This is a genomic window from Streptomyces sp. NPDC014991, assembly GCF_043080665.1.
In the GTDB taxonomy this organism is placed as follows: Bacteria; Actinomycetota; Actinomycetes; order Streptomycetales; family Streptomycetaceae; genus Streptomyces.
Genome location: NZ_JBIBVY010000002.1, coordinates 56,084 through 77,613, shown reverse-complemented (window position 1 = coordinate 77,613; position 21,530 = coordinate 56,084). Strand labels below are relative to the sequence as shown.

The 21,530-nt window shown below is 73.6% G+C and carries 20 protein-coding genes, 2 tRNA genes, 1 other RNA gene and 1 pseudogene; 12 read left to right on the top strand and 12 right to left on the bottom strand.

Features of this window, described 5'->3' with window-relative positions; all coding sequences use genetic code 11:
• Positions 1-245: 245 nt before the first annotated feature.
• The 7 genes from ACF1BE_RS04390 to ACF1BE_RS04360 form a co-directional block, all read right to left on the bottom strand.
• Positions 246-1,106: an RNA polymerase sigma factor SigF gene (locus ACF1BE_RS04390; RefSeq protein WP_392197466.1), complete on the bottom strand. Its 861-nt coding sequence runs from the start codon at positions 1,104-1,106 to the stop codon at positions 246-248.
• 149 nt (positions 1,107-1,255) lie between these two features.
• The gene (locus ACF1BE_RS04385; protein ID WP_392197465.1) at positions 1,256-1,549 is read right to left on the bottom strand and encodes a Dabb family protein; all 294 of its coding nucleotides are present in this window, start codon (positions 1,547-1,549) and stop codon (positions 1,256-1,258) included.
• Positions 1,550-1,559: 10 nt separating this feature from the next.
• The gene (locus ACF1BE_RS04380; RefSeq protein ID WP_392197464.1) at positions 1,560-1,739 is read right to left on the bottom strand and encodes a hypothetical protein; all 180 of its coding nucleotides are present in this window, start codon (positions 1,737-1,739) and stop codon (positions 1,560-1,562) included.
• Positions 1,740-1,895: 156 nt separating this feature from the next.
• Positions 1,896-1,980, bottom strand: a tRNA-Ser gene (locus ACF1BE_RS04375).
• A gap of 45 nt (positions 1,981-2,025) precedes the next feature.
• Positions 2,026-2,457, bottom strand: coding sequence for a tRNA adenosine(34) deaminase TadA (tadA, locus tag ACF1BE_RS04370; RefSeq protein WP_392197463.1), 432 nt, complete (start codon positions 2,455-2,457; stop codon positions 2,026-2,028).
• A 59-nt stretch (positions 2,458-2,516) separates the two neighbouring features.
• Positions 2,517-3,050, bottom strand: a complete 534-nt coding sequence (locus ACF1BE_RS04365) for a hypothetical protein (protein ID WP_392197827.1) — start codon at positions 3,048-3,050, stop codon at positions 2,517-2,519.
• A 334-nt stretch (positions 3,051-3,384) separates the two neighbouring features.
• On the bottom strand, positions 3,385-3,630 hold the full coding sequence (locus tag ACF1BE_RS04360) for a hypothetical protein (protein ID WP_392197462.1): 246 nt from the start codon (positions 3,628-3,630) through the stop codon (positions 3,385-3,387).
• Between the two features lie 93 nt (positions 3,631-3,723).
• Between ACF1BE_RS04360 and upp the strand changes: the two genes are divergently transcribed.
• Positions 3,724-4,359 carry a uracil phosphoribosyltransferase gene (upp, locus tag ACF1BE_RS04355; RefSeq protein ID WP_373908690.1) on the top strand — a complete coding sequence of 212 codons (636 nt, stop codon included), beginning with the start codon at positions 3,724-3,726 and terminating at the stop codon, positions 4,357-4,359.
• A gap of 49 nt (positions 4,360-4,408) precedes the next feature.
• Here the strand turns inward: upp and ACF1BE_RS04350 are convergent, their stop codons facing one another.
• Together ACF1BE_RS04350 and ACF1BE_RS04345 are read right to left on the bottom strand one after the other, a co-directional pair.
• Complete coding sequence (locus ACF1BE_RS04350) at positions 4,409-5,065, bottom strand: LytR C-terminal domain-containing protein (protein WP_392197461.1); 657 nt, start codon at positions 5,063-5,065, stop codon at positions 4,409-4,411.
• Positions 5,066-5,163: 98 nt separating this feature from the next.
• Positions 5,164-5,460 carry a type II toxin-antitoxin system VapB family antitoxin gene (locus tag ACF1BE_RS04345; protein WP_004943146.1) on the bottom strand — a complete coding sequence of 99 codons (297 nt, stop codon included), beginning with the start codon at positions 5,458-5,460 and terminating at the stop codon, positions 5,164-5,166.
• A gap of 113 nt (positions 5,461-5,573) precedes the next feature.
• On the opposite strand from ACF1BE_RS04345, the gene ACF1BE_RS04340 reads away from it, so the two are divergent.
• Complete coding sequence (locus tag ACF1BE_RS04340) at positions 5,574-7,169, top strand: helicase HerA-like domain-containing protein (protein ID WP_392197460.1); 1,596 nt, start codon at positions 5,574-5,576, stop codon at positions 7,167-7,169.
• A gap of 60 nt (positions 7,170-7,229) precedes the next feature.
• On the opposite strand, the gene ACF1BE_RS04335 is transcribed toward ACF1BE_RS04340, so the two are convergent.
• The gene (locus ACF1BE_RS04335; protein WP_392197459.1) at positions 7,230-7,802 is read right to left on the bottom strand and encodes an HhH-GPD-type base excision DNA repair protein; all 573 of its coding nucleotides are present in this window, start codon (positions 7,800-7,802) and stop codon (positions 7,230-7,232) included.
• A gap of 233 nt (positions 7,803-8,035) precedes the next feature.
• On the opposite strand from ACF1BE_RS04335, the pseudogene ACF1BE_RS04330 reads away from it, so the two are divergent.
• The 4 genes and pseudogenes from ACF1BE_RS04330 to ACF1BE_RS04315 form a co-directional block, all read left to right on the top strand.
• A pseudogene (locus ACF1BE_RS04330) lies at positions 8,036-8,713 on the top strand (GNAT family N-acetyltransferase); the annotation flags it as partial.
• Between the two features lie 261 nt (positions 8,714-8,974).
• Positions 8,975-10,738, top strand: a complete 1,764-nt coding sequence (locus ACF1BE_RS04325; protein WP_392197826.1) for a copper resistance CopC/CopD family protein — start codon at positions 8,975-8,977, stop codon at positions 10,736-10,738.
• 33 nt (positions 10,739-10,771) lie between these two features.
• Positions 10,772-11,056 (top strand): hypothetical protein, encoded by a 285-nt coding sequence (locus tag ACF1BE_RS04320; protein WP_392197458.1) that lies wholly within the window; start codon positions 10,772-10,774, stop codon positions 11,054-11,056.
• On the top strand, positions 11,053-11,259 hold the full coding sequence (locus tag ACF1BE_RS04315) for a hypothetical protein (protein ID WP_392197457.1): 207 nt from the start codon (positions 11,053-11,055) through the stop codon (positions 11,257-11,259). The genes ACF1BE_RS04320 and ACF1BE_RS04315 overlap by 4 nt, the downstream gene beginning before the upstream one ends.
• Positions 11,260-11,566: 307 nt before the next feature.
• Here the strand turns inward: ACF1BE_RS04315 and ACF1BE_RS04310 are convergent, their stop codons facing one another.
• Positions 11,567-11,788, bottom strand: coding sequence for a hypothetical protein (locus ACF1BE_RS04310; protein WP_392197456.1), 222 nt, complete (start codon positions 11,786-11,788; stop codon positions 11,567-11,569).
• Positions 11,789-12,064: 276 nt separating this feature from the next.
• Positions 12,065-12,152, bottom strand: a tRNA-Ser gene (locus ACF1BE_RS04305).
• A 96-nt stretch (positions 12,153-12,248) separates the two neighbouring features.
• On the opposite strand from ACF1BE_RS04305, the gene ffs reads away from it, so the two are divergent.
• The 6 genes from ffs to ACF1BE_RS04275 all read left to right on the top strand — a co-directional run bounded on the left by ffs (position 12,249) and on the right by ACF1BE_RS04275 (position 21,407).
• Positions 12,249-12,347: signal recognition particle sRNA small type (gene ffs, locus ACF1BE_RS04300), an RNA gene on the top strand.
• Between the two features lie 54 nt (positions 12,348-12,401).
• Positions 12,402-14,747: a DNA polymerase III subunit gamma and tau gene (locus ACF1BE_RS04295; RefSeq protein ID WP_392197455.1), complete on the top strand. Its 2,346-nt coding sequence runs from the start codon at positions 12,402-12,404 to the stop codon at positions 14,745-14,747.
• A 605-nt stretch (positions 14,748-15,352) separates the two neighbouring features.
• Positions 15,353-16,609, top strand: coding sequence for a phosphoribosylamine--glycine ligase (purD, locus tag ACF1BE_RS04290; RefSeq protein WP_392197454.1), 1,257 nt, complete (start codon positions 15,353-15,355; stop codon positions 16,607-16,609).
• 338 nt (positions 16,610-16,947) lie between these two features.
• Positions 16,948-18,699, top strand: a complete 1,752-nt coding sequence (locus ACF1BE_RS04285) for a hypothetical protein (protein ID WP_392197453.1) — start codon at positions 16,948-16,950, stop codon at positions 18,697-18,699.
• A 237-nt stretch (positions 18,700-18,936) separates the two neighbouring features.
• Positions 18,937-20,436, top strand: a complete 1,500-nt coding sequence (locus tag ACF1BE_RS04280) for a N,N-dimethylformamidase beta subunit family domain-containing protein (protein WP_392197452.1) — start codon at positions 18,937-18,939, stop codon at positions 20,434-20,436.
• A 71-nt stretch (positions 20,437-20,507) separates the two neighbouring features.
• Positions 20,508-21,407: a phosphoribosylaminoimidazolesuccinocarboxamide synthase gene (locus ACF1BE_RS04275; protein WP_392197451.1), complete on the top strand. Its 900-nt coding sequence runs from the start codon at positions 20,508-20,510 to the stop codon at positions 21,405-21,407.
• Positions 21,408-21,530: the final 123 nt, after the last annotated feature.

Here is a 21,530-nt window from a genome sequence, read left to right as displayed (position 1 = left end):
ATGTCGGCAACGCGCTGTAGTGACATGTCGACATGTGAGAAGCGAATAGCCGCTGCAAGGAAGGGGTCTGACGGTATGTCGGTCCACAACTGTCGGCAACTGCGCTGGTGAGGGATTCGCTCGCGCCGGTTACCGCTCGCTCGGATTTGCGATGCAGCGCCATCCGGGGCGTGCTTCCGTGCGCCTGCTGTGCAACCACCCGCCGCCCGTTGTAAGAGGGTCCGCGGGGCACGCGGTCCGTGGGTCTACGCCTCGATCCGGTTCGCGGAACGCAGCCGCTGGAAGCTGCGGGCGAGCAACCGCGAGACATGCATCTGGGAGACGCCGAGTTCCGCGCTGATCTGGGACTGGGTGAGATTGCTGTAGTAGCGCAGGAGAAGGATCCGCTGTTCGCGTTCGGGGAGCTGGACGAGGAGGTGGCGGACCAGGTCGCGGTGTTCCACACCGTCCAGCGCCGGATCCTCGTAGCCGATCCGGTCGAGCAGCCCCGGCAGCCCGTCCCCCTCCTGCGCGGCCTCCAGCGAGGTGGCGTGGTACGAGCGTCCCGCCTCGATGCAGCTCAGTACCTCCTCCTCGCTGATCCGCAGCCGGTCGGCGATCTCGGCGGTGGTCGGTGAGCGGCCGTGGAGCGTGGTCAGGTCCTCGGTCGCGCTGTTGACCTGCACCCACAGCTCGTGCAGCCGGCGGGGGACGTGGACCGTGCGGACGTTGTCCCGGAAGTACCGCTTGATCTCGCCGACCACGGTCGGCATGGCGAAGGTCGGGAACTGCACGCCCCGCTCGGGGTCGAAGCGGTCGATGGCGTTGATCAGGCCGATGGTGCCGACCTGGATGACGTCCTCCATCGGCTCGTTGCGGGAGCGGAAGCGGGCGGCGGCATAGCGCACGAGCGGGAGGTTCGCCTCGATCAGCGCCCCTCGCACGCGGTTGTGCTCCGGAGTACCGGGGGTCAGCGTCTTCAGCTCGGCGAACAGCACCTGGGTGAGGGCCCGGGTGTCCGCGCCCCGGCGCCTCTCGGGGGCCGGTGGAGGCGGAGCGGGTGCCTCCTCCTGGGGCGGCGCAGTACTGGCCGACACGGTCAACGCCACCTCTTCACGGTCAATCATCCGTCAAAAGCTGTCATAGCATCACAAGACATGTGCACTGTGTGCAAGCACCGCATAACGCCGTGTTGTGCCCAAATACAGACAAGTTGGGGCTCAGAACGCGTGAAAGCCCCCCGCCGGAACGGCGGGGGGCTTCTGCGGCGAAGGGCTCAGAACTCGTAGTCGGCGATCACCCACGTGGCGAACTCCCGCCACAGCGCGACACCCGCCTGATGGGCCGGATGCTCCAGATAGCGCTGGAGGGCGTCGGTGTCCTCGACGGCCGAGTTGATCGCGAAGTCGTAGGCGATCGGCCGGTCGCTGATGTTCCAGGCGCACTCCCAGAACCGCAGCTCCTCGATCTGCCCGCCGAGTGCCCGGAAGGCCTCGACGCCCGCGACCACGCGCGGATCGTCGCGCCCGACGCCGTCGTTGAGCCTGAAGAGGACCAGATGGCGGATCATGGGAGGTACCTCAGCCCTTTCCTCCGTCGGCGAGCCAGGTCATGAAGTCGCCTATCGCTCTGGCCGCGTCCGATATGCCCTCGAAGCCTATCTGCACGTAGTCGGCCGCCCTGGCCGGATCCGTGATGATCACGTACAGCGCGAAGACCACGAGCACGTACACGGCGATCTTCTTGGCGTTCACCGCCATCGCGGCCTCCCCTGTACCAGTGCCCCGAGGGCCCCCTGCTGCCGGCCGCGAGTGTAACCTTCGTGCCCTCTGCCACCGCGAACAGCCCGCCGGTGCGCCGCGGTTGTGCCCGGGACACGAGAAAGGCCCCGCCGTCGGGCGGGGCCTTTCTGCAAGCGGTAGCGGAGGGATTTGAACCCTCGGTGACTTGCGCCACACTCGCTTTCGAGGCGAGCTCCTTCGGCCGCTCGGACACGCTACCGAGGGAGACCTTACAGCACAGGGTGGCCGGGTTCGAAATCGGTGATCAGCGGTCCCGGAAGAACCCGGTGAGGAGCCGGGCGCACTCCGCCGCGAGCACGCCCTCGATGACCTCCGGACGGTGATTGAGCCGCCGGTCGCGCACCACGTCCCACAGGGAACCGGTGGCGCCCGCCTTCTCGTCCCGGGCGCCGTACACCACCCGGTCCACCCGGGACTGGACCAGTGCGCCGGCGCACATGGTGCACGGCTCCAGGGTGACGACCAGCGTGCAGCCGGTCAGCCGCCACTCCCCGAGCCGGGCCGCGGCCCGCCGGATCGCGAGGACCTCCGCGTGGGCCGTGGGATCACCGGTGGCCTCGCGCTCGTTGTGTCCGGCCGCCAGTACGGTCGTGCCGTCCGCGGACAGCACGACCGCGCCGACGGGTACGTCCCCGCCCCGGGCGGCCAGCCCGGCCTCGTCCAGGGCGAGCCGCATCGCGGCCCGCCAGCGGTCGCGTACCGGGTCCGGTGTGCCCCGCGGGTCCTGGGCGGCGGTCAGCGGACGGTCTCCAGCACCTCCGAGGCGCCCAGGGCCTCGGCGATGGTGTTCAGCGCGTCGTCGGCGTCCAGGGCGCGCAGCTCCTTCTCCCCGATGCCCAGGTCGTCCAGGATCTCCCTGTCGCCCACCGGGCTGTGCGGCACCGAGTCGGCGGCGGGGGCGGCGTCCTCCTCGGCGTCCTCGGACTCGCCGTCCTCCGTGCCGTCGAGGTCCAGGGAGTCCAGGTCCGGGACGTCGTCGGAGCCGGGCTCCCGGCCGAGCAGCTCGTCGGTGAGCAGCAGTTCGCCGTACGCGCTGCGCTGGGCGGCGGCGGCGTCCGAGACGTAGATGCGAGGGTCCTCCTCGCCGTCCACGCGGACGACTCCGAACCAGGAGTCCTCCTGCTCGATCAGGACGAGCACCGTGTCCTCGTCGGGAGAGGCTTCCCGGGCCAGGTCGGCCAGATCCGACAGGGTCTCCACATCGTCGAGCTCCGTGTCGCTCGCTTCCCACCCGTCTTCGGTGCGCGCGAGCAGTGCGGCGAAGTACACCGTGACTCTCCCACTGGTCATAGGCGTGCCGGTTGGGGGTCCCCCCGGCGGAGGTACGTGGGAGGGGAGAGCCTGGGCTCCGAGCCCCACCCACTCGGAATCGTGGCAGAAACAAGGCGTCCAGGGGACGTCTTCGGCTCCCTGTGTCTGGCTGTTTCGATCGCGATCAGTGATCGGTCCACCAGTGCGCTCATTGCCGCCACCTGCGGATCGTACGCGGCTTTCCCCGGCTCTCACGTATGCCCGCCGTCCCGACACCGGCGCGGGCGAGGATCTTGCGGACACCGGCCGTCAGCACCGGGCCGGGCCTGCGCGGATCCGGCCGGCCGGCCGTCTACCGGCGGAACGTCCGCATTCGCATCGCGTGGCGCAATCGGGCGACCTTGGCGCGCCGCGGCTGGACGCGGGCACGCAGTTCCCGGGCCTCGGCGAGATCGCGCAGGAACTGTGCGCGGCGGCGCCGCCGGTCGGCCGCGCTCTCGGGCGCGTCGGGATCGGTCTGGGCGGACCTGCTCCCGGAACCGGCCGCACCGCCGGTGGCCTTGAAGGCGCCCGCACGCTTGTCAGGCAGGTCAGACACGTCACACCACCCCTGTCCTTCCTTCCCACCTTCCCCCGGACGGCCGGTTTGACGCCAGCGTGAGGGGGCGCGCGGCGCAGGTACGGTTAGGGCATGCGTCTCCACGTCGTCGACCACCCCCTGGTCGCCCACAAGCTCACCACGCTGCGCGACCAGCGCACCGATTCCGCGACCTTCCGGCGGCTCGCCGACGAGCTGGTCACCCTGCTCGCCTACGAGGCCACGCGGGACGTACGCACCGAGACGGTCGCCATCCGGACGCCGGTCGCGCAGACCACCGGCGTCAAGCTCGCCCGTCCCCGCCCGCTGGTGGTGCCGATCCTGCGCGCCGGTCTCGGCATGCTGGACGGCATGGTCCGGCTGCTGCCGACCGCCGAGGTGGGCTTCCTGGGCATGATCCGCAACGAGGAGACGCTGGAGGCCTCCACGTACGCCTCGCGCATGCCCGAGGACCTCTCGGGCCGCCAGGTGTACGTCCTGGACCCGATGCTGGCCACGGGCGGCACCCTCGTCGCGGCGATCCGGGAACTGATCAGGCGCGGCGCCGACGACGTCACGGCGGTCGTCCTGCTGGCCGCCCCCGAGGGCGTCGAGGTCATGGAACGCGAACTGGCCGGCACCCCGGTCACGGTCGTCACGGCGGCCGTGGACGACCACCTCAACGAACACGGCTACATCATCCCGGGCCTGGGTGACGCGGGCGACCGGCTGTACGGCGCGGCGGAGTAGGGGCCGCGCGGCCACGAGCCGCGGGCGCGAGGGCTGGGCGGGGCGGGTACTACCGCGTCGCGCAGCCCTTCTTCGTCGTGGCCGAGGGCGAGGCGGAGACCGCGGGTGCGCTCAGGTCGGTCAGGGCCCGGGCGGCGGACGCCTGCCGGGTCAGCCCCTTGAACGCGTCCCCGATGACCAGGTCGAGGTCGGCTCCCTTGCGTCCCGCCTCGGTGCGCAGGTCGGCACCGCCGAGCTGGGTGCCGAGCACCCGCAGCGAGGTGTCCCGCGCGGTGGCGGGGCCGAGGAGCAGCCCCGTGCCTTTGACCTTCTTGTCGAACCGCTCGGGCGCGTTGCCCACGGCACCGATCCGGAAGCCGCGCTTGCGCAGCTGGTCCGCGGTGTCCTTGGCGAGTCCGGAGCGCTGGGTGGCGTTGTAGACGTTCACCGTGATCCGGCTGGGTGCGGGCAGCGCCTCGACCCGGGCCGCCGGGGCCGCCGCGGCCTTGAGCCGGCAGTCCGCCGCGGAACCGGCCGCCGGTTTCCTGCCGCCGGAGAAGACGTCGATGAGCTGCAAGGTGCCCCAGCCCGTCAGGCCGAGCACGGCGGCTGACGCCACCACGACGGCCACGAGCCTGACGCGCCGCCGGGGCGGACGCATCCGCGGGTATGTGTCCCCCGTGATGCGGTACCGGCCGCCCATGCCGGGGGGAGTCAGCATGCTCATGAACGCAGCGTAGTGCGCCCGGGCGACGATGCCTATCAGATGATCAGCTGATGCCGCCCACTGGAACCCGAAAGGGCCTACGGCCGTGTCGCCCCGGGTCAGTCCAGTTCGAGCACGCGTGCGTGCAGCACCTGGCGCTGCTGGAGGGCGGCGCGGACCGCGCGGTGCAGACCGTCCTCCAGATACAGATCGCCCTGCCACTTCACGACGTGCGCGAAGAGGTCGCCGTAGAACGTCGAGTCCTCCGCCAGCAGGGTCTCCAGATCGAGCTGCTGCTTGGTGGTGACGAGCTGATCGAGGCGGACCGGGCGCGGCGCGACGTCCGCCCACTGCCGGGTGCTTTCCCGGCCGTGGTCGGGGTACGGCCGGCCGTTTCCGATGCGCTTGAAGATCACACGGAAAGCCTACCGGTCAAGACGTTCCGGGCGCAGCCATGGTGGCCGAGTGCCACGCTTGAAAAGATGGAACAAATCAGGCGAACGGGCTAGTACGGGAACGGAGGCCGGGGATGAGTGACAGCGACACCGCACCGCCCGACGGCTCGCAGGAGCCCACCGCACTGCCCGCCGAGGCCCGAGGGATCGCCTCCGGGTACGCCTTCACCGGCCCCGCCCTCGACCTCGGCGCCCTCCTGTGGGACGGGCGGTGCCACGCCGGCGCGCCGGTCCGCGTCCCCCTCTCCGTGCTCAACCGGCACGGCCTGGTCGCGGGCGCCACCGGCACCGGCAAGACCAAGACCCTCCAGCTGATCGCCGAGCAGCTGTCGGCGCGGGGCGTGCCCGTGTTCCTCGCCGACATCAAGGGCGACCTGTCCGGCATCGCGCGGCCGGGCCACGACGACGACCGGGTGCGCGGGCGGGCCGCTGAGGTGGGCCAGGACTGGACCGGGGCCGGCTTCCCGGCGGAGTTCCTCGCCCTCGGCGGCCTCGGCCACGGCATCCCCGTACGGGCGACCGTCACCAGCTTCGGCCCGGTGCTGCTGGCCAAGGTGCTCCAGCTGAACCCGACCCAGGAACAGTCCCTCGGCCTGGTCTTCCACTACGCCGACACCAAGGGCCTGGAACTGATCGACCTCAAGGACCTGCGCGCGGTCGTCGCCTTCCTCACCTCCGACGAGGGCAGGGCCGAGCTGAGGGACATCGGCGGGCTGTCCCGAGCCACGGCCGGGGTGATCCTGCGGACGCTGACCGCCTTCGAGGCGGAGGGCGCGGCGGACTTCTTCGGCGAGCCGGAGTTCGACACCGCCGGCCTCCTGCGTACGGCGGAGGACGGCCGCGGCATCGTCTCCGTGCTGGAGCTCCCGGCCGTGCAGGACCGGCCGCGGCTGTTCTCGACCTTCCTGATGTGGCTGCTCGCCGACCTCTTCCACGACCTGCCCGAGATCGGTGACACGGACAGGCCCAGGCTCGTGTTCTTCTTCGACGAGGCCCACCTGCTGTTCCACGACGCTTCCAGGGCGTTCCTGGACGCGATCACCCAGACGGTACGGCTCATCCGCTCCAAGGGCGTCGGCGTCTTCTTCGTCACCCAGACCCCGAAGGACGTGCCCGGTGACGTCCTCGCCCAGCTCGGCAACCGCGTCCAGCACGCCCTGCGGGCCTACACGCCCGACGACCACAAGGCGCTGACGGCGACCGTGCGGACCTTTCCCAGGTCGGCGTACGACCTGGGGGAACTCCTCACCGCCGGACTGGGCACCGGCGAGGCCGTGGTGACCGTGCTCGGCGAGAGCGGCGCGCCGACCCCGGTCGCCGCCACCCGGCTGCGCGCCCCCGAGTCCCTCATGGGCCCGGTGGACCCCGCCGCACTGGACCGGGCCGTACGAGGTTCCTCGCTCCACGAACGTTATGCACAGGCTGTGGACCGCGAGTCGGCGTACGAGAAGCTGGCCACGGCCCGGGTGGAAGAGGAAGCGGAAGCGCCGCCGGCGCGCGAGCCGAAGCGCACGGTGGCCCCCCGCGAGGCGGCACCGCGGGAGGAGCCGTCGCTGGCCGAACAGGTCGTGAGCAGCGGCGTGTTCAAGTCGCTGGCGCGCTCGGTCGGCACCCGGCTGGGCCGGGAGATCACTCGCTCCCTGTTCGGCACGGCCCGGCGACGACGGTAGCCCGGGGGGGGCGGGGAGCAGCGGGGCACCTGCGAGGGCGCGGCGGACGTAGCTGGGTCCCTACTTCTTCGTCGCCTTCATCTCCTGTTTGTACGCGCGGACCTTGGCCAGTGAGTCGGGGCCGGTGATGTCGGCGACGGAACGGAAGGAGCCCGGCTCCCCGTAGGGGCCGGCGGCCTCCCGCCACCCCTCGGGGGTGACCCCGAGCCGCTTGCCGAGCAGGGCCAGGAAGATCCGCGCCTTCTGCTTCCCGAAGCCCGGCAGGTCCTCCAGCCGCCGCAGCAGCTCGGCCCCGCTGCCGGCGTCCCGCCAGACCGCCTCGGCGTCCCCGTCGTAGTGCTCGACGAGGTACTGGCACAGCTGCTGCACCCGCTTGGCCATCGAGCCCGGATAACGGTGCACCGCGGGCTTCTCGGCGAGCACCGCGGCGAACGCCTCCGGGTCCGTCGCCGCGATCTCGTGCGCGTCCAGATCATCGGTGCCGAGCCGGTCCGCGATGGTCCGGGGCCCCTTGAACGCCCACTCCATCGGGATCTGCTGATCCAGCAGCATCCCGGTCAGCGCGGCGAGCGGGGAGCGCCCGAGCAGCGCGTCGGCCGCGGGCTCCTGGGCGAGGTGCAGGGTGACGTCCATGGGTCGATGATCCCGCGCGGTCCCTCGGTCCGCGCGCCAGTACCCAGCGCGTGCACCCGCTGCTCCGGCACGCCCGGTTCCCCGCGGCCGCAGACCGGGAGCGTCCGCGTCGTCGCCGTGTCGCAGGCGATCCAGACGTACGTCGGGGCTGCCGGCGAGGACGGCGGGCAGTCCGGCGCGAACCCGTTCCACCGGATGGGCGCCCGCCTCCCGGCGCGGACCCGTTCCACCGGATGGGCGCCTGCCTCCCGGCGCGGCACCGGCCGTGTCTCGTGCGGGCCGTGTCCGGCCGGGCCGGGCAGGCCCGCCGGTTCACCCCGGACCAGACGGTCGCCGGGGCGGAACCCAGCGCGCCGAGCAGTGAGTCGATGGCGGGCGGGGAGGCCGGGGCGCCGACCGCGGCGAGGTGCGAGAAGGTCGCCACCGCACCTCCCAACGGCCCATGGTCCGTCACGCACCGGCCGGCCCCTGGCGGGCACTGCCGACGGACCCGCCCACCGGATCCGACACCGCAGACCGTGCCACTCCCGGCCTCGCCGGTGACCACGACTGCAGCCGCTGGGTGGTCCCGTCGGCGCCGACGGCGTCCCCGGCGCCGCCCACGACCGCGACCAGCTCGCCCGTGCCTCGCGGGAACCTCGCCCCGGCCGTCACCGACTGGAATCCGGATGTACGAACCGGCCGCCGACCGCGTGGGCGAGTGCTACGACGTCCGCCCCGGCGACCTCGGTGTCCATCTCCTCCTCGCCCCCGCCGGCCCCGACGGCCCGCACCCCGGCTGGACGTCGGCCCCGCCGACGGCTCTGACGACGTTCGTGCGCCAGACCCCGGACCGGCACCGGATCGTCGTCGACCCGGACGTCCGCGACACAGAGGCGCTCGCCCGCTTCGAACGCCAGGGTTTCCACCGCGGTCCCGCGGTCGTCCTGCCCGAGGCCGACCCTCCCGCGCCCGAAGTGCCGCCCCTGAGGACACTCTGTGGACAGCCGGTGTTCGGTCCTACCGCCGGACAGGTGAGCAGACGGGCGTTTCTTCCCGTACCTCTACCGAGGCACTGGCACGGGTGCACATGGTCGTGGGGACGGAGGCTGGCGACGGTGCTGTGCGACGGACACCGACGACCGGAACGGCGAGACACCCGACGCGTCACAAGGCGCCCCCTCCCGGCGCTCCTGCTACTCCCGGCCCTCCTGCTCGGCCTTCTGCCCGTGCTGGTGCTGGGGACGGCCGCCCCCGCCTCCGCGCACGCCGTCCTGCGCGCCACGGACCCCGCCGACGGAACCGTCCTGTCCACGGCCCCCCGCCACGTGACCCTCACCTTCACCGAGTCGGTGGGCCTGCTGACCGACTCCTTCCGGGTGTACGACCCCCGCAACCACCGCCTCCGCACCGGCCCCGCCGGCCACGCCCCCGGCGGCTCCGACACGGCTCGGGTGTCCCTGCCCGCCCGGCTGGCCACCGGCACGTACACGGTGGCCTGGCGGGTGGTGTCGGCCGACAGCCACCCGGTGTCCGGCGCCCTCACCTTCTCGGTGGGCAAGCGCACGGCGACCTCGGCGGCCCCGCCCCCGGACCGCCCCGAGAACCGGGCGACCACGGCCCTCCACACCATCGCCCGCTACCTCGCCTACCTCTCCCTGGCCCTGCTCCTGGGCACGGCCGCGTTCGTGGCGTACTGCCGCCCCCCGGCGACGGCCCACCTGCGCGCCCCCGCCCTGGCCGCCGTGGTCACGCTCGTCCTGTCCACCGTCGCGCTGTACCTCCTGCGCGTCCCCTACGAGGAGGCGGCCTCCCCGGCGGCCGCCTTCAGGCCATCCGCCCTCACCCACACGGCGACGACCCGTGCGGGCCGGCTCCTCCTGGTCCGGCTGGCGTTGCTGCTGCTGCCGGCCGCGGTCGCCGCGGCCCTACCCAAAAGCCGCCGTGCCAGGCTCCCGCGCCGTGCCGGGCTCGCCGCAGCCGCGGTCCTCGCCGTCGCCCTGTCCCTGACCTGGTCGGCGTCCGACCATGCCTCGGCGGGCATCCAGGTTCCGGCGGCGATCGTCTCCTCGACCCTGCACCTGCTGGCCATGGCGGCCTGGCTCGGCGGCCTGGCCGCCCTCCTGTGGACGTTCCGGCACACCCGGGCGCCGGCCGGCCTGCCGGCCACGGTCCCGGCCCGCTTCTCCCGCCTGGCCGCCGTCTCGGTGACGGTCCTGGCCCTGACCGGCGTCTACCAGTCCTGGCGGGGCCTCGGTTCCTGGCAGGCCCTGACGGACACGACGTACGGCCGTACCCTCCTGGCCAAACTGGCCGCGGTCGCCGCGCTCCTCCTGGCGGCGGCCTGCTCCCGCGCCTGGACCGTCCGCCTGACCCGGGCCGCCGTCCCCGCCCGTCCGCGCGTCCCCGAACCGGCCACGGGCCCCCCGCTCCCGCCGCTCCCCCCGGAGCCCGCCCCCGCCGTCCCGCTCCACCTGCTGCGGCGTTCGGTGCTGGCGGAGGCGGGGGCCGCCCTGCTCGTCCTGGCCCTGACCACACTCCTGACCAGCACCGTGCCCGGCCGCGCGGCGACCGCTTCCGTGTCGTCCGGAGCCCAGGCGACGGCGGGCATCCCCACGGCGTCCGTCATGACGATCCCCTTCGACACCGGGGCCCCCGGCGGCCGGGGCACGGTCCAGATCACCCTGGATCCCGGCCGCGTCGGCAGCAACTCCGTCCAGGCGGTGGTCTACGGCCCCGACGGTGGCCTCTCGGCCGTCCCCGGACTCCGCCTCACCCTCACGCTTCCGTCCCGGCACCTGGGCCCTCTGGACACACGGGTCACCGACCGCGGCGGCTACTGGTCCGCCCCCGCCTTCACCCTGCCCCTGCCCGGCACGTGGACGATGAGGGCGACGGTCCGCGTCTCGGACCTCGACCAGGTGACGGTGTCAGCACCGCTACGAGTGACCCGCTAGCTGCCCGGTCCTCGGCGCGCTCTGCTGCGCGGGGTGGTGGACGCGCGTCACTCCGGCGCGTTCCTCGCCCCGCTGTTCGCCGGCCACACGAAGTGCCGCGATCTCGTGTCCGGGACGCTCGGGGAGTACGAGGGTGAAACCGTCGGGCCGCCGGAGCTGCGGCGCTCGCTGAAGCAGACCGCGCCGGCAGCGCTCCCGCGTCGCGGCCCGCGCGCGGGAACCCGTGTCGCCCGGGCCGGTATACGGCGGAAGCAGGCCGCGGCCGAGGTCATCCAGGCCGCCGGAAGTCGTCAGGAGGGCATCGAACCCGTGCGGTGAACTCGGTCATCCGGGAAATCGGCGGGGAGCGCCACTCCCCGAGCGACCTGCCCACCACGGCGATGCCCGGCGGCGGCTGCTCACCGCCGCCCGGTGTGCGTGGCGCCACGCGGTGGGCCGTCGCGGAGCACGGCACGCTGTCCGACGTCGCGGAGGAGACCGGGAACGCCGGGCAGGAGGAAGCGGACGGCGGCCTGTGGTGAAGGCGGGCGCCGCACAGGCCTACGGCGGCGTGACGCGCTCGGGGGAACTAAGCCGCCGCGCGCCGCGCCGGGGCCCTGTCCGGAGCGCTGTCAGGCTCCTGGCCCTCGGCGTCCTCGGTCCAGAGCGTCTCGTCCTCCCCGAAGTCGGGGGCCTGGAAGGGGTTCGTCGCCGGACGCGGCGAGCCCGCGGTGGAACTGCGGGGCTGGCCTTCCGGAGCGGAGAACAGCGACGTCGGTTCGATGAGAGGTCTCTCTTTCGTTACAGGCCCCTGTCGGGGCCCGGCGTGCCGTGACCGGGCACAGCGGTCTACAGCTTGGTCATCTTGGCGTACGGGCTCAGGATCCGCATCTGCGCCGAGCCGAAATCGACGAGCACCGCGATTCCTTCCTCGACGCCGATCACGCGGCCGAGGCCGTACACATCGTGTGTGACCTGGTCGCCCACGGCGAAATGCTTGGGAGCCGGTGCGGCCGGGGCCTTGAAGGGGCTGGTCGGCAAGTGACGCTTGGGTGCAGCAGGCTTTGTCATTGTCCCCAGTATGCGCCCAAGTGGCTCCTGTCCGCTGCGGCGGTTCACATCCGTTGTGTAACGCGACTTCGGCCGGCACCGGCCGCGTGGCGGCGGCTCCCGGCCGGCCCCGCCTGTGACCTGCGCCTTCCACGCGCCGGCCGAGGGCCGCACGTTCCGGCGGCGGCCGACCTCACATCGCCGCGGAGTCCCGGATCGTCCCGCGCCGGGGCGGACGATGTCGAAGGGCCCCACCGCAAGCGGTGGGGCCCTTCGACATCGTGCCCGGTGAGGCACTGGCGGAGGATACGAGATTCGAACTCGTGAGGGGTTGCCCCCAACACGCTTTCCAAGCGTGCGCCCTAGGCCTCTAGGCGAATCCTCCGCCGCAAACATTACATGACCGTGGGGGGTGCTCACGAACCCGTTCCCGCAGGCCCGCATCGGGTACTGACCGCGGGCCCGTATCGGGTACTGTGGGCGCAGCCCCTCACGCGGCGCTATCTGACTGAACTCCCCCAGGGCCGGAAGGCAGCAAGGGTAGGTCGGCTCTGGCGGGTGCGTGGGGGGCGCTTGCGTTCCCGGGGCCCGCTGACGGAGCCCGTTGTCGGTGGGCGCCATTAACCTCGTATGCGTGTCGTCTCTCGCGCTGTACCGCCGCTACCGACCGGAGACCTTCGCCGAGGTCATCGGGCAGGAGCATGTCACCGACCCGCTGCAGCAGGCGCTGCGGAACAACCGGGTCAATCACGCGTACCTGTTCAGCGGACCGCGCGGATGCGGCAAGACGACCAGCGCCCGGATCCTCGCCCGCTGCCTGAACTGTGAGCAGGGTCCCACTCCCACCCCGTGCGGCACCTGCCAGTCCTGCCAGGACCTGGCCCGCAACGGACCTGGTTCGATCGACGTCATCGAGATCGACGCCGCCTCCCACGGAGGCGTGGACGACGCCCGTGAGCTGCGCGAGAAGGCTTTCTTCGGCCCCGCAGGCAGCCGGTACAAGATCTACATCATCGACGAGGCCCACATGGTCACGTCGGCCGGCTTCAACGCGCTGCTGAAGGTCGTCGAGGAGCCGCCCGAGCATCTGAAGTTCATCTTCGCGACCACCGAGCCCGAGAAGGTCATCGGCACGATCCGGTCGCGTACGCACCACTACCCGTTCCGGCTCGTCCCGCCGGGCACCCTGCGGGAGTACCTCGCAGAGGTGTGCCGACGGGAGGACATCCCCGTCGCGGACGGTGTGCTGCCGCTCGTCGTGCGCGCCGGTGCCGGGTCCGTGCGTGACTCCATGTCCGTCATGGACCAGCTGCTCGCCGGCGCCGGGACGGAGGGTGTGACATACGCCATGGCCACCTCCCTCCTCGGATACACCGACGGCTCCCTCCTCGACTCCGTGGTCGAGGCCTTCGCCACCGGCGACGGGGCCGCCGCCTTCGAGGTCGTCGACCGCGTCATCGAGGGGGGCAACGATCCGCGGCGGTTCGTCGCCGACCTGCTGGAGCGGCTGCGGGACCTGGTCATCCTCGCCGCGGTGCCGGACGCCCTGGAGAAGGGGCTCATCGACGCCCCGGCCGACGTCCTGGAGCGCATGCAGGCCCAGGCCGGCACCTTCGGCGCCGCCGAACTGAGCCGCGCCGCCGACCTCGTCAACGAGGGCCTCACCGAGATGCGCGGCGCCACCTCGCCCCGCCTCCAGCTGGAACTGATCTGCGCCCGCGTGCTCCTCCCCGCCGCCTACGGCGACCAGCGGTCGCTGATGGCCCGCCTCGACCGCATCGAGCGCGGCGTCCAGTTCTCCGGCGGCGCCGGCGCGCCGGCCATGGGCTACGCCCCGGGCCCGGAAGCCCACGGCGCCGCCCTCGCGGGCGCCGGTGCGGTGTCCGTGCCGCCCGGCGGCGGCCCCGCGGCGGTCCGTGCGGCCGTACGGGGGGGCGGACCTGGCGGTCCCGGTACGGCGGGTGCGTCCGGTGCCGCGGATGCTGCGGGTGCTCCGGCGGGACCGGCTGCTGCGGCCGCTGCCGCGCCTACGGCTCCTGCTCCGGCTGTCGCCCCGGCTCCGGTTCCCACCCCGGCCCCCACGCCCGGCCCCGCTCCGGCCCCGGCCGCCGTGTCCGCCCCCGTCGCCCAGGCCGCCCCGGCACCACCGTCGGCAGCCCCGGCCGCCCCCGCCCCCGGTGCCTGGCCCACCGCCGCCACCGCCGGCGGCGGCAGGCGCCCCGGTGGCTGGCCGACGGCCGCCGCTCCCGCGGAGGGCCGGCCGAGCCAGGGACCCGGCCCGGCGGCCCCCGCCCAGCCGCAGCCCCAGCCGAGTCGGGCCGCCGCCGTGCCGGCGGCCCCGGCGCCCGCCCCCGCCGGCGGCCCCGACCCGCGCTCGCTCTGGCCGAACATCCTGGAGGCCGTGAAGAACCGCCGCCGCTTCACCTGGATCCTGCTCAGTCAGAACGCCCAGGTGACCGGCTTCGACGGCACCACGCTCCAGCTCGGCTTCGTCAATGCCGGTGCCCGTGACAACTTCGCCGGCAGCGGCAGCGAGGACGTACTGCGGCAGGCGCTGACCGAGCAGTTCAACGTGCACTGGAAGATCGAGGCGGTCGTCGACCCGTCAGGTGGCGGCTCCGGCCCCGCAGCCCCGGGCGGGCCGTCCGGCTACGGCGGCGGGGGTTACGGCGGCGCTCCCACGGCCGGCCACGGCGGCACCCCCGGCGGCGGCTACGGCGCCCCGGCCGCCGCCCCCCGCCAGACGGCACCCCAGTCGGCTCCGCAGGCCCCCGCCGCCCCGCACAGCGCCCCGGGGGGGTCCGCCGGGCCCGCCCCGGCTCCCCGGCCGGTGTCCGCCCCCGAACCGCGGCCCGTCGCTCCCGAGGACGACACCGCCGAGGACGACGACCCGGACCTGGACGAGTCGGCACTCTCCGGCCACGAACTGATCGTGCGGGAACTGGGAGCGACGGTGGTCGAGGAGATCGCCAACGAGTGACGGGCCGCACCCGGTCGAGACGCTCAACGGCCGCCGCCCCGGGGCGTAGCGCTGTTTTGCGGGGTGGCCGGCCGCCGGGGTGATCGGCTGCCCCACCGGGTGACGAGCTTGCCGGCTGGGGACGGGTCCCGGGTGCTGCGCTACCCCGGCGGTGACCGGCTGCCTCGGTTCATGCGCTGCTCCGCGGGCGTCGATTGGCCCTGACGGGTGGTGCGCTGCCCTGCCGGGTGACGGGGTGCTCCGGGTGGTGCGTGCCCCGCCGGGTGATCGGACCCCGGGCGACGGACCGGCTCGCGGGGTGGTGCGCTGCCCTGCCGGCCGACGGGGCTGTCCCGGGCGACGCGCCGACACGTCGCCCCCGCCGTCTGCCGCGTAACTCCGTCGGCTGGTGGGCTCCCCGGCGACCCCCCAACGCGTCCCCCAGGCCCCCCAGGCCCGCCCCCGGACCAGTCCTCCGGAACCCGCCCCCCGGGACCGGCCTCCGAATCGCGCCCCCGCACTCATTCCCCCTGGGCCCCGCCCCGCCCCCGAGGCCCGCCCCCTTGGAGGAACGTACGACAAACCCGCCTCCCTGGCTTCGGCGACCTTGCCATTAGGCTGGGCGCGTGAAGGTCCTCGTCATCGGAACCGGCGCCCGCGAACACGCCCTGTGCCACTCCCTGTCCCTCGATCCCGACGTCACCGCGCTGCACTGCGCCCCCGGCAACGCCGGCATCGCCGAGGTCGCCGAGCTGCACCAGGTCGACGCGCTCGACGGTGCCGCGGTGGCCGGGCTGGCCACCCGTCTCGGTGCCGACCTGGTCGTCGTCGGCCCGGAGGCCCCGTTGGTCGCCGGGGTGGCCGACGCCGTCCGGGCGGCGGGCATTCCCGTGTTCGGCCCCTCCGGGGAGGCCGCCCGTATCGAGGGCTCCAAGGCCTTCGCCAAGGACGTCATGGCGGGGGCCGGAGTGCCGACCGCCCGCTCCTACGTCTGCACCACCGCCGAGGAGGCCGCGGTGGCGCTCGACGCGTTCGGCGCCCCCTACGTCGTCAAGGACGACGGCCTCGCCGCCGGCAAGGGTGTCGTCGTCACCTCCGACCCGGACGTCGCCAAGGCGCACGCCGCCGCGTGTGAGCGCGTGGTGATCGAGGAGTTCCTCGACGGCCCCGAGGTCTCCCTGTTCGCCGTCACCGACGGGCGGACGGTCGTACCGCTCCAGCCCGCCCAGGACTTCAAGCGCGCCCTGGACGGCGACGAGGGCCCGAACACCGGCGGCATGGGCGCGTACTCGCCGCTGCCGTGGGCCGACCCGAAGCTGGTCGACGAGGTGCTGGAGACGGTGCTCCAGCCGACGGTGGACGAGATGCGCCGCAGGGGCACTCCCTTCTCGGGGCTGCTCTACGCCGGTCTCGCGATCACCTCGCGCGGGATCCGGGTCATCGAGTTCAACGCCCGTTTCGGCGACCCCGAGACGCAGGTCGTGCTGGCCCGTCTGAAGACCCCGCTGGCCGGTGTCCTGATGGCCGCCGCCACCGGCGGCCTCGCCGACCTGCCGCCCCTGCGCTGGAGCGAGGACGCGGCCGTCACCGTCGTCGTCGCCTCGCACAACTACCCCGGCACCCCGCGCACCGGTGACCCGATCACGGGCCTGGACGAGGTGGCCGCCGAGGACGCCCCGCACGCGTACGTGCTGCACGCCGGGACCCGGCGGGACGGCGACGCGGTCGTCAGCGCGGGCGGCCGGGTGCTGTCCGTGACGGCCACCGGCACGGACCTGGCCGAGGCGCGCGAGCGGGCGTACCGGGCGGTGGGCCGGATCCGGCTCGACGGCTCGCAGTACCGCACGGACATCGCGGCGAAGGTGGCGCGGTCCGAGCGCTGACCGTCGCCCCGGCGGCGCGGTCGGTGCGCCGGCCCTCGGCTGCCGTCCCTGGCCGTCGCCGGCCCACCCTGTCTGACCTGCTTGTTCTCCCTCAGGCCCCGGATCCCGATCCGGGGCCTGATCTTTGCTGTCTGTCACCCAGCTCTGACCAAAGCCATTCCATCGAGTGAGCGATCCCCCATACGGCTGACTGGCACGTGGGCCCCAACTAGGGTGCCGCGCAAGCGTTCCGGCACTTGGCCCCGCCGGCATTGCGATGTCAGTGGCGGGTGCCACAGTGGGGGAGTGAGCAAGACCAGAACGGCACACGTCGGACAGCGAGGGGGCGAGGTCGGCACGTGACCGGAATCGGTGTGGAGGCGGGCGCGCAGGCCGCGCGTTCCCGGGCGCTCGCGGTGCTGCGGGTGCGGGGCCGGGCGCTGGCCGTGGCCCTGCTGCCCGCGGGCGCCGCGGTGATCCTGCTGACCGGCGCCTCCACCGGCCGTCTCGTCGGCCCGGCCTGGAACGCCGCCCGCTGGACGGTGGGTGTGGTCGCCGTGCTGGTGCTGCTGGCCGCGGCCGGTGTCGGCCTGGTCGTCGCCCGGGCCCGCCCCGCCGTGAGTCCCACGGTGCCGATCGCGGAGAAGACCGCCCCGGACCTGTACCGGATGGTGCGCGATCTCGCCGACCGCCTGGACGTGCCGGTCCCCTCCGCCATAGCGCTCACCCCGGACTGCGACAGCTGGCTGGAGGACCGCACCCATGCGGCCCACGGCCCGCCCCCGCGTCCGGCGCCCGGCGGGCCGGTGGCCGCCGGCCGCCGCCGGACCCCGGTGGCGCCGGTCCTCGTCATCGGCTCCCCGTTCCTGTGGTGGATGCGCGTCGGTGAGCTGCGCGCGGTCCTCGCCCCGGTCATAGCCGGTACGGGCCCCTCGGCGCACCCGGACATAGCCGCCGCCCGCCGCTTCGTGCGCGGGCTGGACGCGGCCGTGGCCGTCGCCTCGACGCCGGGGCGCTGTCCGCCGGTGCGCGGGGTGTGCGCGGCCCTCGGCTGGGTGGCCCGGCTGCTGCTGCGCGGCTGCCGGGAGCACGCCACGCTGATGGAGCGCGGGGTCGCGGCGGCGGCGGCCGAGCGCGCCCGGACGGTGGACTACGGCCTGCGGATCGTCGCCCAGGAGCAGGTGGGGCTCGCCTACGCCGGCTGGGACCGGCTGCTGACCAGAGTGGCGCTGCCCGCCTGGCGCATGGGCCGCTGGCCCGCCCGGCTGGACGCGGGCGTGGTGGCGGCGCTCACCGAGCTGTCCCGCCGTGACCGCCTCGCCGAGGGTTTCACCTCCCGGCTCGGCGAGCGGCCCGCCTGTGACCTGCTGGAGGAGCCCGGCGCCGTGGACGAGGCGGCCTCGCTGCTCGCCGCCCGCCTCTTCCACGGCGGCCCGGCCGAGACCGGTCCGGACTGGGCCCCGGTGGACTGGCAGGCGTATCCGGAGGAGGTCGTGGACCGCGCCTGGCGCGCCCACGCGGCCCGCCTGCACCGCGTCCTGGACTCCCTGGGCGTGCGCCCCTCCCTGGACCCCACGGCCCCCGATCCCGGCGGTGCCACCCTGGCCCGGGTCCTGGACCACCTCACGGAACCGGCCGGCCGGGCCGCGGCCCCGGCCTCCGCACCCGGTACCGACGCCGTCCGCGGCGACGAAGAGGATCCCGATCCCACCACCGAGCGCGGCGCGGTTCTCGCCGCCGGGCTGAGTGCCGCGGTGGCCCGCGAGGAGGGTGCCGTGGCGGGAGGTGCCGACGCGGCGCGGCGCAGCCCGGAGAGCGACCTGTGGGACGACGGCGGTCTGCCGCTTGTCCCGCTGCAACCGCCGCGCACCGCTCGCGAGCTGCTCGCCGATCACGTCACTGCGATGGTGTGCTGCGCGGCGGTCGACACCGCCGGCGCGGCCCCCGCCCTGGACTGGCTGGACGGTCCGTCCCTGCTGCTGGGCGGTGAGCGGGCCGCCGATCTCACGCCCAGGGTGCTCAGTCTGATCGAGGAGGGGGACCCGGTGCCGCTGCGCGACTGGCTGGCCGCGTCCGGGATACGGCCCGAGAAGCCCGTACGGCTCGTCTGACCCTGTCGCACCGCCCGCACCGGCCGCCGTTACGGAGAGGCAACTTCCACTTCAGGTCAATTCGCAACGAGTAGTGACCGGGCCCGTGCGTTATGTGATGTGCTGGGACCGACCACGCCGTTGGCAAAAGCTCGCGACATACGACACGGCGACGTACGACACCGCATACGGCAGCACGGCCGGGCACGGCTCGGCGTGCGCGAACAGGACACGGGGGAACGAGGGAGGGGAGCGACCATGGCCTCGGACCACATCCGCCGCTGGGAGTCCGGAGCACTCGCGCACGCCGTCACGGACCCCTTCGGCCAGGGCCCGGTGCCCTGGCTGCGCGGCAGTGAGACGTACTTCGACGACACCGGTCACGTCGTCCCCTGGTACGTCGACCCCAGCCCGCAGCAGCACACCAGCAGGTCGGGCGCGCGTGTTCCCGCGCCGCGGTCGGCCGGTTCCGGGCCCCGCTCGGCCGACGACGTGCACCGCCAGATCAAGGGCTTCACCGCCACCGGGGCGGTCACCCCCGGCGAGGCGATCGACTTCCACGTCACGGTCGACCCGCCGCAGGAGTTCAGCGTCGACATCTACCGCATCGGCCACTACGGCGGCGACGGCGCGTCCAAGATCACCACGAGCCCCCGGCTCTCCGGCATCGTCCAGCCCCCGCCGCTGACCGCCGACCGCACGGTGTCCTGTCACCACTGGTGGCTGTCCTGGCGCCTCCAGGTGCCCTCCTACTGGAGCATCGGCGCCTATGTGGCCGTCCTCACCACCGTCGACGGCTACCGCTCCCACGTGCCGTTCACGGTCCGCGACGACCACCCGGCCGACCTGCTCCTGCTGCTGCCGGACATCACCTGGCAGGCGTACAACCTGTACCCGGAGGACGGCCACACCGGCGCCAGCCTCTACCACGCCTGGGACGAGCACGGCCGTCTCCTCGGCGAGGCCGACGCGGCCACCACCGTCTCCTTCGACCGTCCGTACGCGGGCGCGGGTCTGCCCCTGCACGTGGGCCACGCCTACGACTTCATCCGCTGGGCCGAGCGCTACGGCTACGACCTCGCCTATGCCGACGCCCGTGACCTGCACGCCGGCCGCGTCGACCCCACCCGCTACCGGGGCCTGGTCTTCCCCGGCCACGACGAGTACTGGTCGGTGCCGATGCGCCGCGCCGTCGAGGACGCCCGCGACCGCGGCACCTCACTGGTGTTCCTCTCCGCCAACACCATGTACTGGCAGGTGGAGCTGGGACCGTCCCCGTCCGGCGTCCCGGACCGGTTGCTGACCTGCCGCAAACGCAAGGGCCCCGGCCGGCCGGTGCTGTGGCGGGAGGTCGACCGGCCCGAGCAGCAGCTGGTCGGCATCCAGTACGCGGGCCGCGTCCCCGAACCGCACCCGCTGATCGTCCGCAACGCCGGACACTGGCTGTGGGAGGCGACCGGCGCCCACGAGGGCGACCCGGTCGAGGGTCTGGTCGCCGGCGAGGCGGACCGTTACTTCCCGCGCACCCAGCTGCCGGAGCACGACGAGCGGATCCTGCTCGCGCACTCGCCCTACACGGACAACGACGGCGTCCTGCGTCACCAGGAGACCTCCCTCTACCGGGCCCCCTCCGGCGCCTGGGTGTTCGCCTCCGGCACCTTCGCCTGGTCCCCGGCCCTGGACCGCCCCGAGCACCTGGACCCACGTGTCCAGCGCGCCACGGCGAATCTGCTGGACCGTATCTGCAAGCGCGACTGACCCCCGTGGCGCGACCGATCGCCCCCGTACGGGAGAATCGAGGCACTTGGACAGAGCCACGGGGAGGAACCGTGTCCGGATTCGTAGAAAAGCCCGAGCCGATCGAGGTTCCGGGCCTGGTGCACCTGCACACCGGAAAGGTGCGCGAGCTGTACCGCAACGAGGCGGGCGACCTCGTGATGGTCGCCAGCGACCGTATGTCCGCCTTCGACTGGGTGCTGCCCACCCAGATCCCCGACAAGGGCCGCGTCCTGACCCGGCTCTCCCTGTGGTGGTTCGACCAGCTGCGCGACCTGGCCGCCCACCACGTCATCAGCACGGACGTCCCCGAGGGCGCCCCCGCCGACTGGGAGGGCCGCACCCTGGTCTGCAAGTCGCTGCGGATGGTCCCGGTGGAGTGCGTGGCCCGCGGCTACCTCACCGGCTCCGGCCTGCTGGAGTACCAGGAGTCCCGCACGGTCTGCGGCCTCGCCCTCCCCGAGGGCCTCGTCGACGGCTCAGAACTCCCCGCACCGATCTTCACCCCGGCCACCAAGGCCGAGGTCGGCGAGCACGACGAGAACGTCTCCTACGAGGAGGTGGCCCGCCAGGTCGGCGCGGACACCGCCGCCCAGCTGCGCCAGGCCACGCTCGCCGTGTACGCCCGCGCCCGGGACATCGCCCGGGACCGGGGCATCATCCTGGCGGACACCAAGTTCGAGTTCGGCTTCGACGGTGACACGCTCGTCCTCGCCGACGAGATCCTCACCCCGGACTCCTCCCGCTTCTGGCCGGCCGACCAGTGGCAGCCGGGCCGTGCGCAGCCGTCGTACGACAAGCAGTTCGTGCGCGACTGGCTGACCTCGCCGGAGTCCGGCTGGGACCGCAAGAGCGAGCAGCCCCCGCCGCCGCTGCCGGAGAAGGTCGTGGCGGCGACCCGGCAGAAGTACGTGGAGGCGTACGAGCGTCTGACGGGCACCAGCTGGTCGTAGGCCGGCGTGGGGGGGGGGGGGGGCCCCCCCCCCCCCCCCCCCGCGGGGGGGGGGGGGGGCCCGCCCCCCCCCCCCCCCCAAAAAACCCCCCCACACCACGCGCGGGGTGAGAGGGGAAGCGAG

What these genes read in the sequence shown, in the direction of transcription:
- ACF1BE_RS04390 (WP_392197466.1), bottom strand. Translation starts at nt 1,106, where the DNA reads ATGATTGACCGTGAAGAGGTGGCGTTGACCGTGTCGGCCAGTACTGCG.
- ACF1BE_RS04385 (WP_392197465.1), bottom strand. Translation starts at nt 1,549, where the DNA reads ATGATCCGCCATCTGGTCCTCTTCAGGCTCAACGACGGCGTCGGGCGC.
- ACF1BE_RS04380 (WP_392197464.1), bottom strand. Translation starts at nt 1,739, where the DNA reads ATGGCGGTGAACGCCAAGAAGATCGCCGTGTACGTGCTCGTGGTCTTC.
- tadA (WP_392197463.1), bottom strand. Translation starts at nt 2,457, where the DNA reads ATGCGGCTCGCCCTGGACGAGGCCGGGCTGGCCGCCCGGGGCGGGGAC.
- upp (WP_373908690.1), top strand. Translation starts at nt 3,724, where the DNA reads ATGCGTCTCCACGTCGTCGACCACCCCCTGGTCGCCCACAAGCTCACC.
- ACF1BE_RS04350 (WP_392197461.1), bottom strand. Translation starts at nt 5,065, where the DNA reads ATGAGCATGCTGACTCCCCCCGGCATGGGCGGCCGGTACCGCATCACG.
- ACF1BE_RS04340 (WP_392197460.1), top strand. Translation starts at nt 5,574, where the DNA reads ATGAGTGACAGCGACACCGCACCGCCCGACGGCTCGCAGGAGCCCACC.
- ACF1BE_RS04335 (WP_392197459.1), bottom strand. Translation starts at nt 7,802, where the DNA reads ATGGACGTCACCCTGCACCTCGCCCAGGAGCCCGCGGCCGACGCGCTG.
- ACF1BE_RS04310 (WP_392197456.1), bottom strand. Translation starts at nt 11,788, where the DNA reads ATGACAAAGCCTGCTGCACCCAAGCGTCACTTGCCGACCAGCCCCTTC.
- ACF1BE_RS04280 (WP_392197452.1), top strand. Translation starts at nt 18,937, where the DNA reads ATGGCCTCGGACCACATCCGCCGCTGGGAGTCCGGAGCACTCGCGCAC.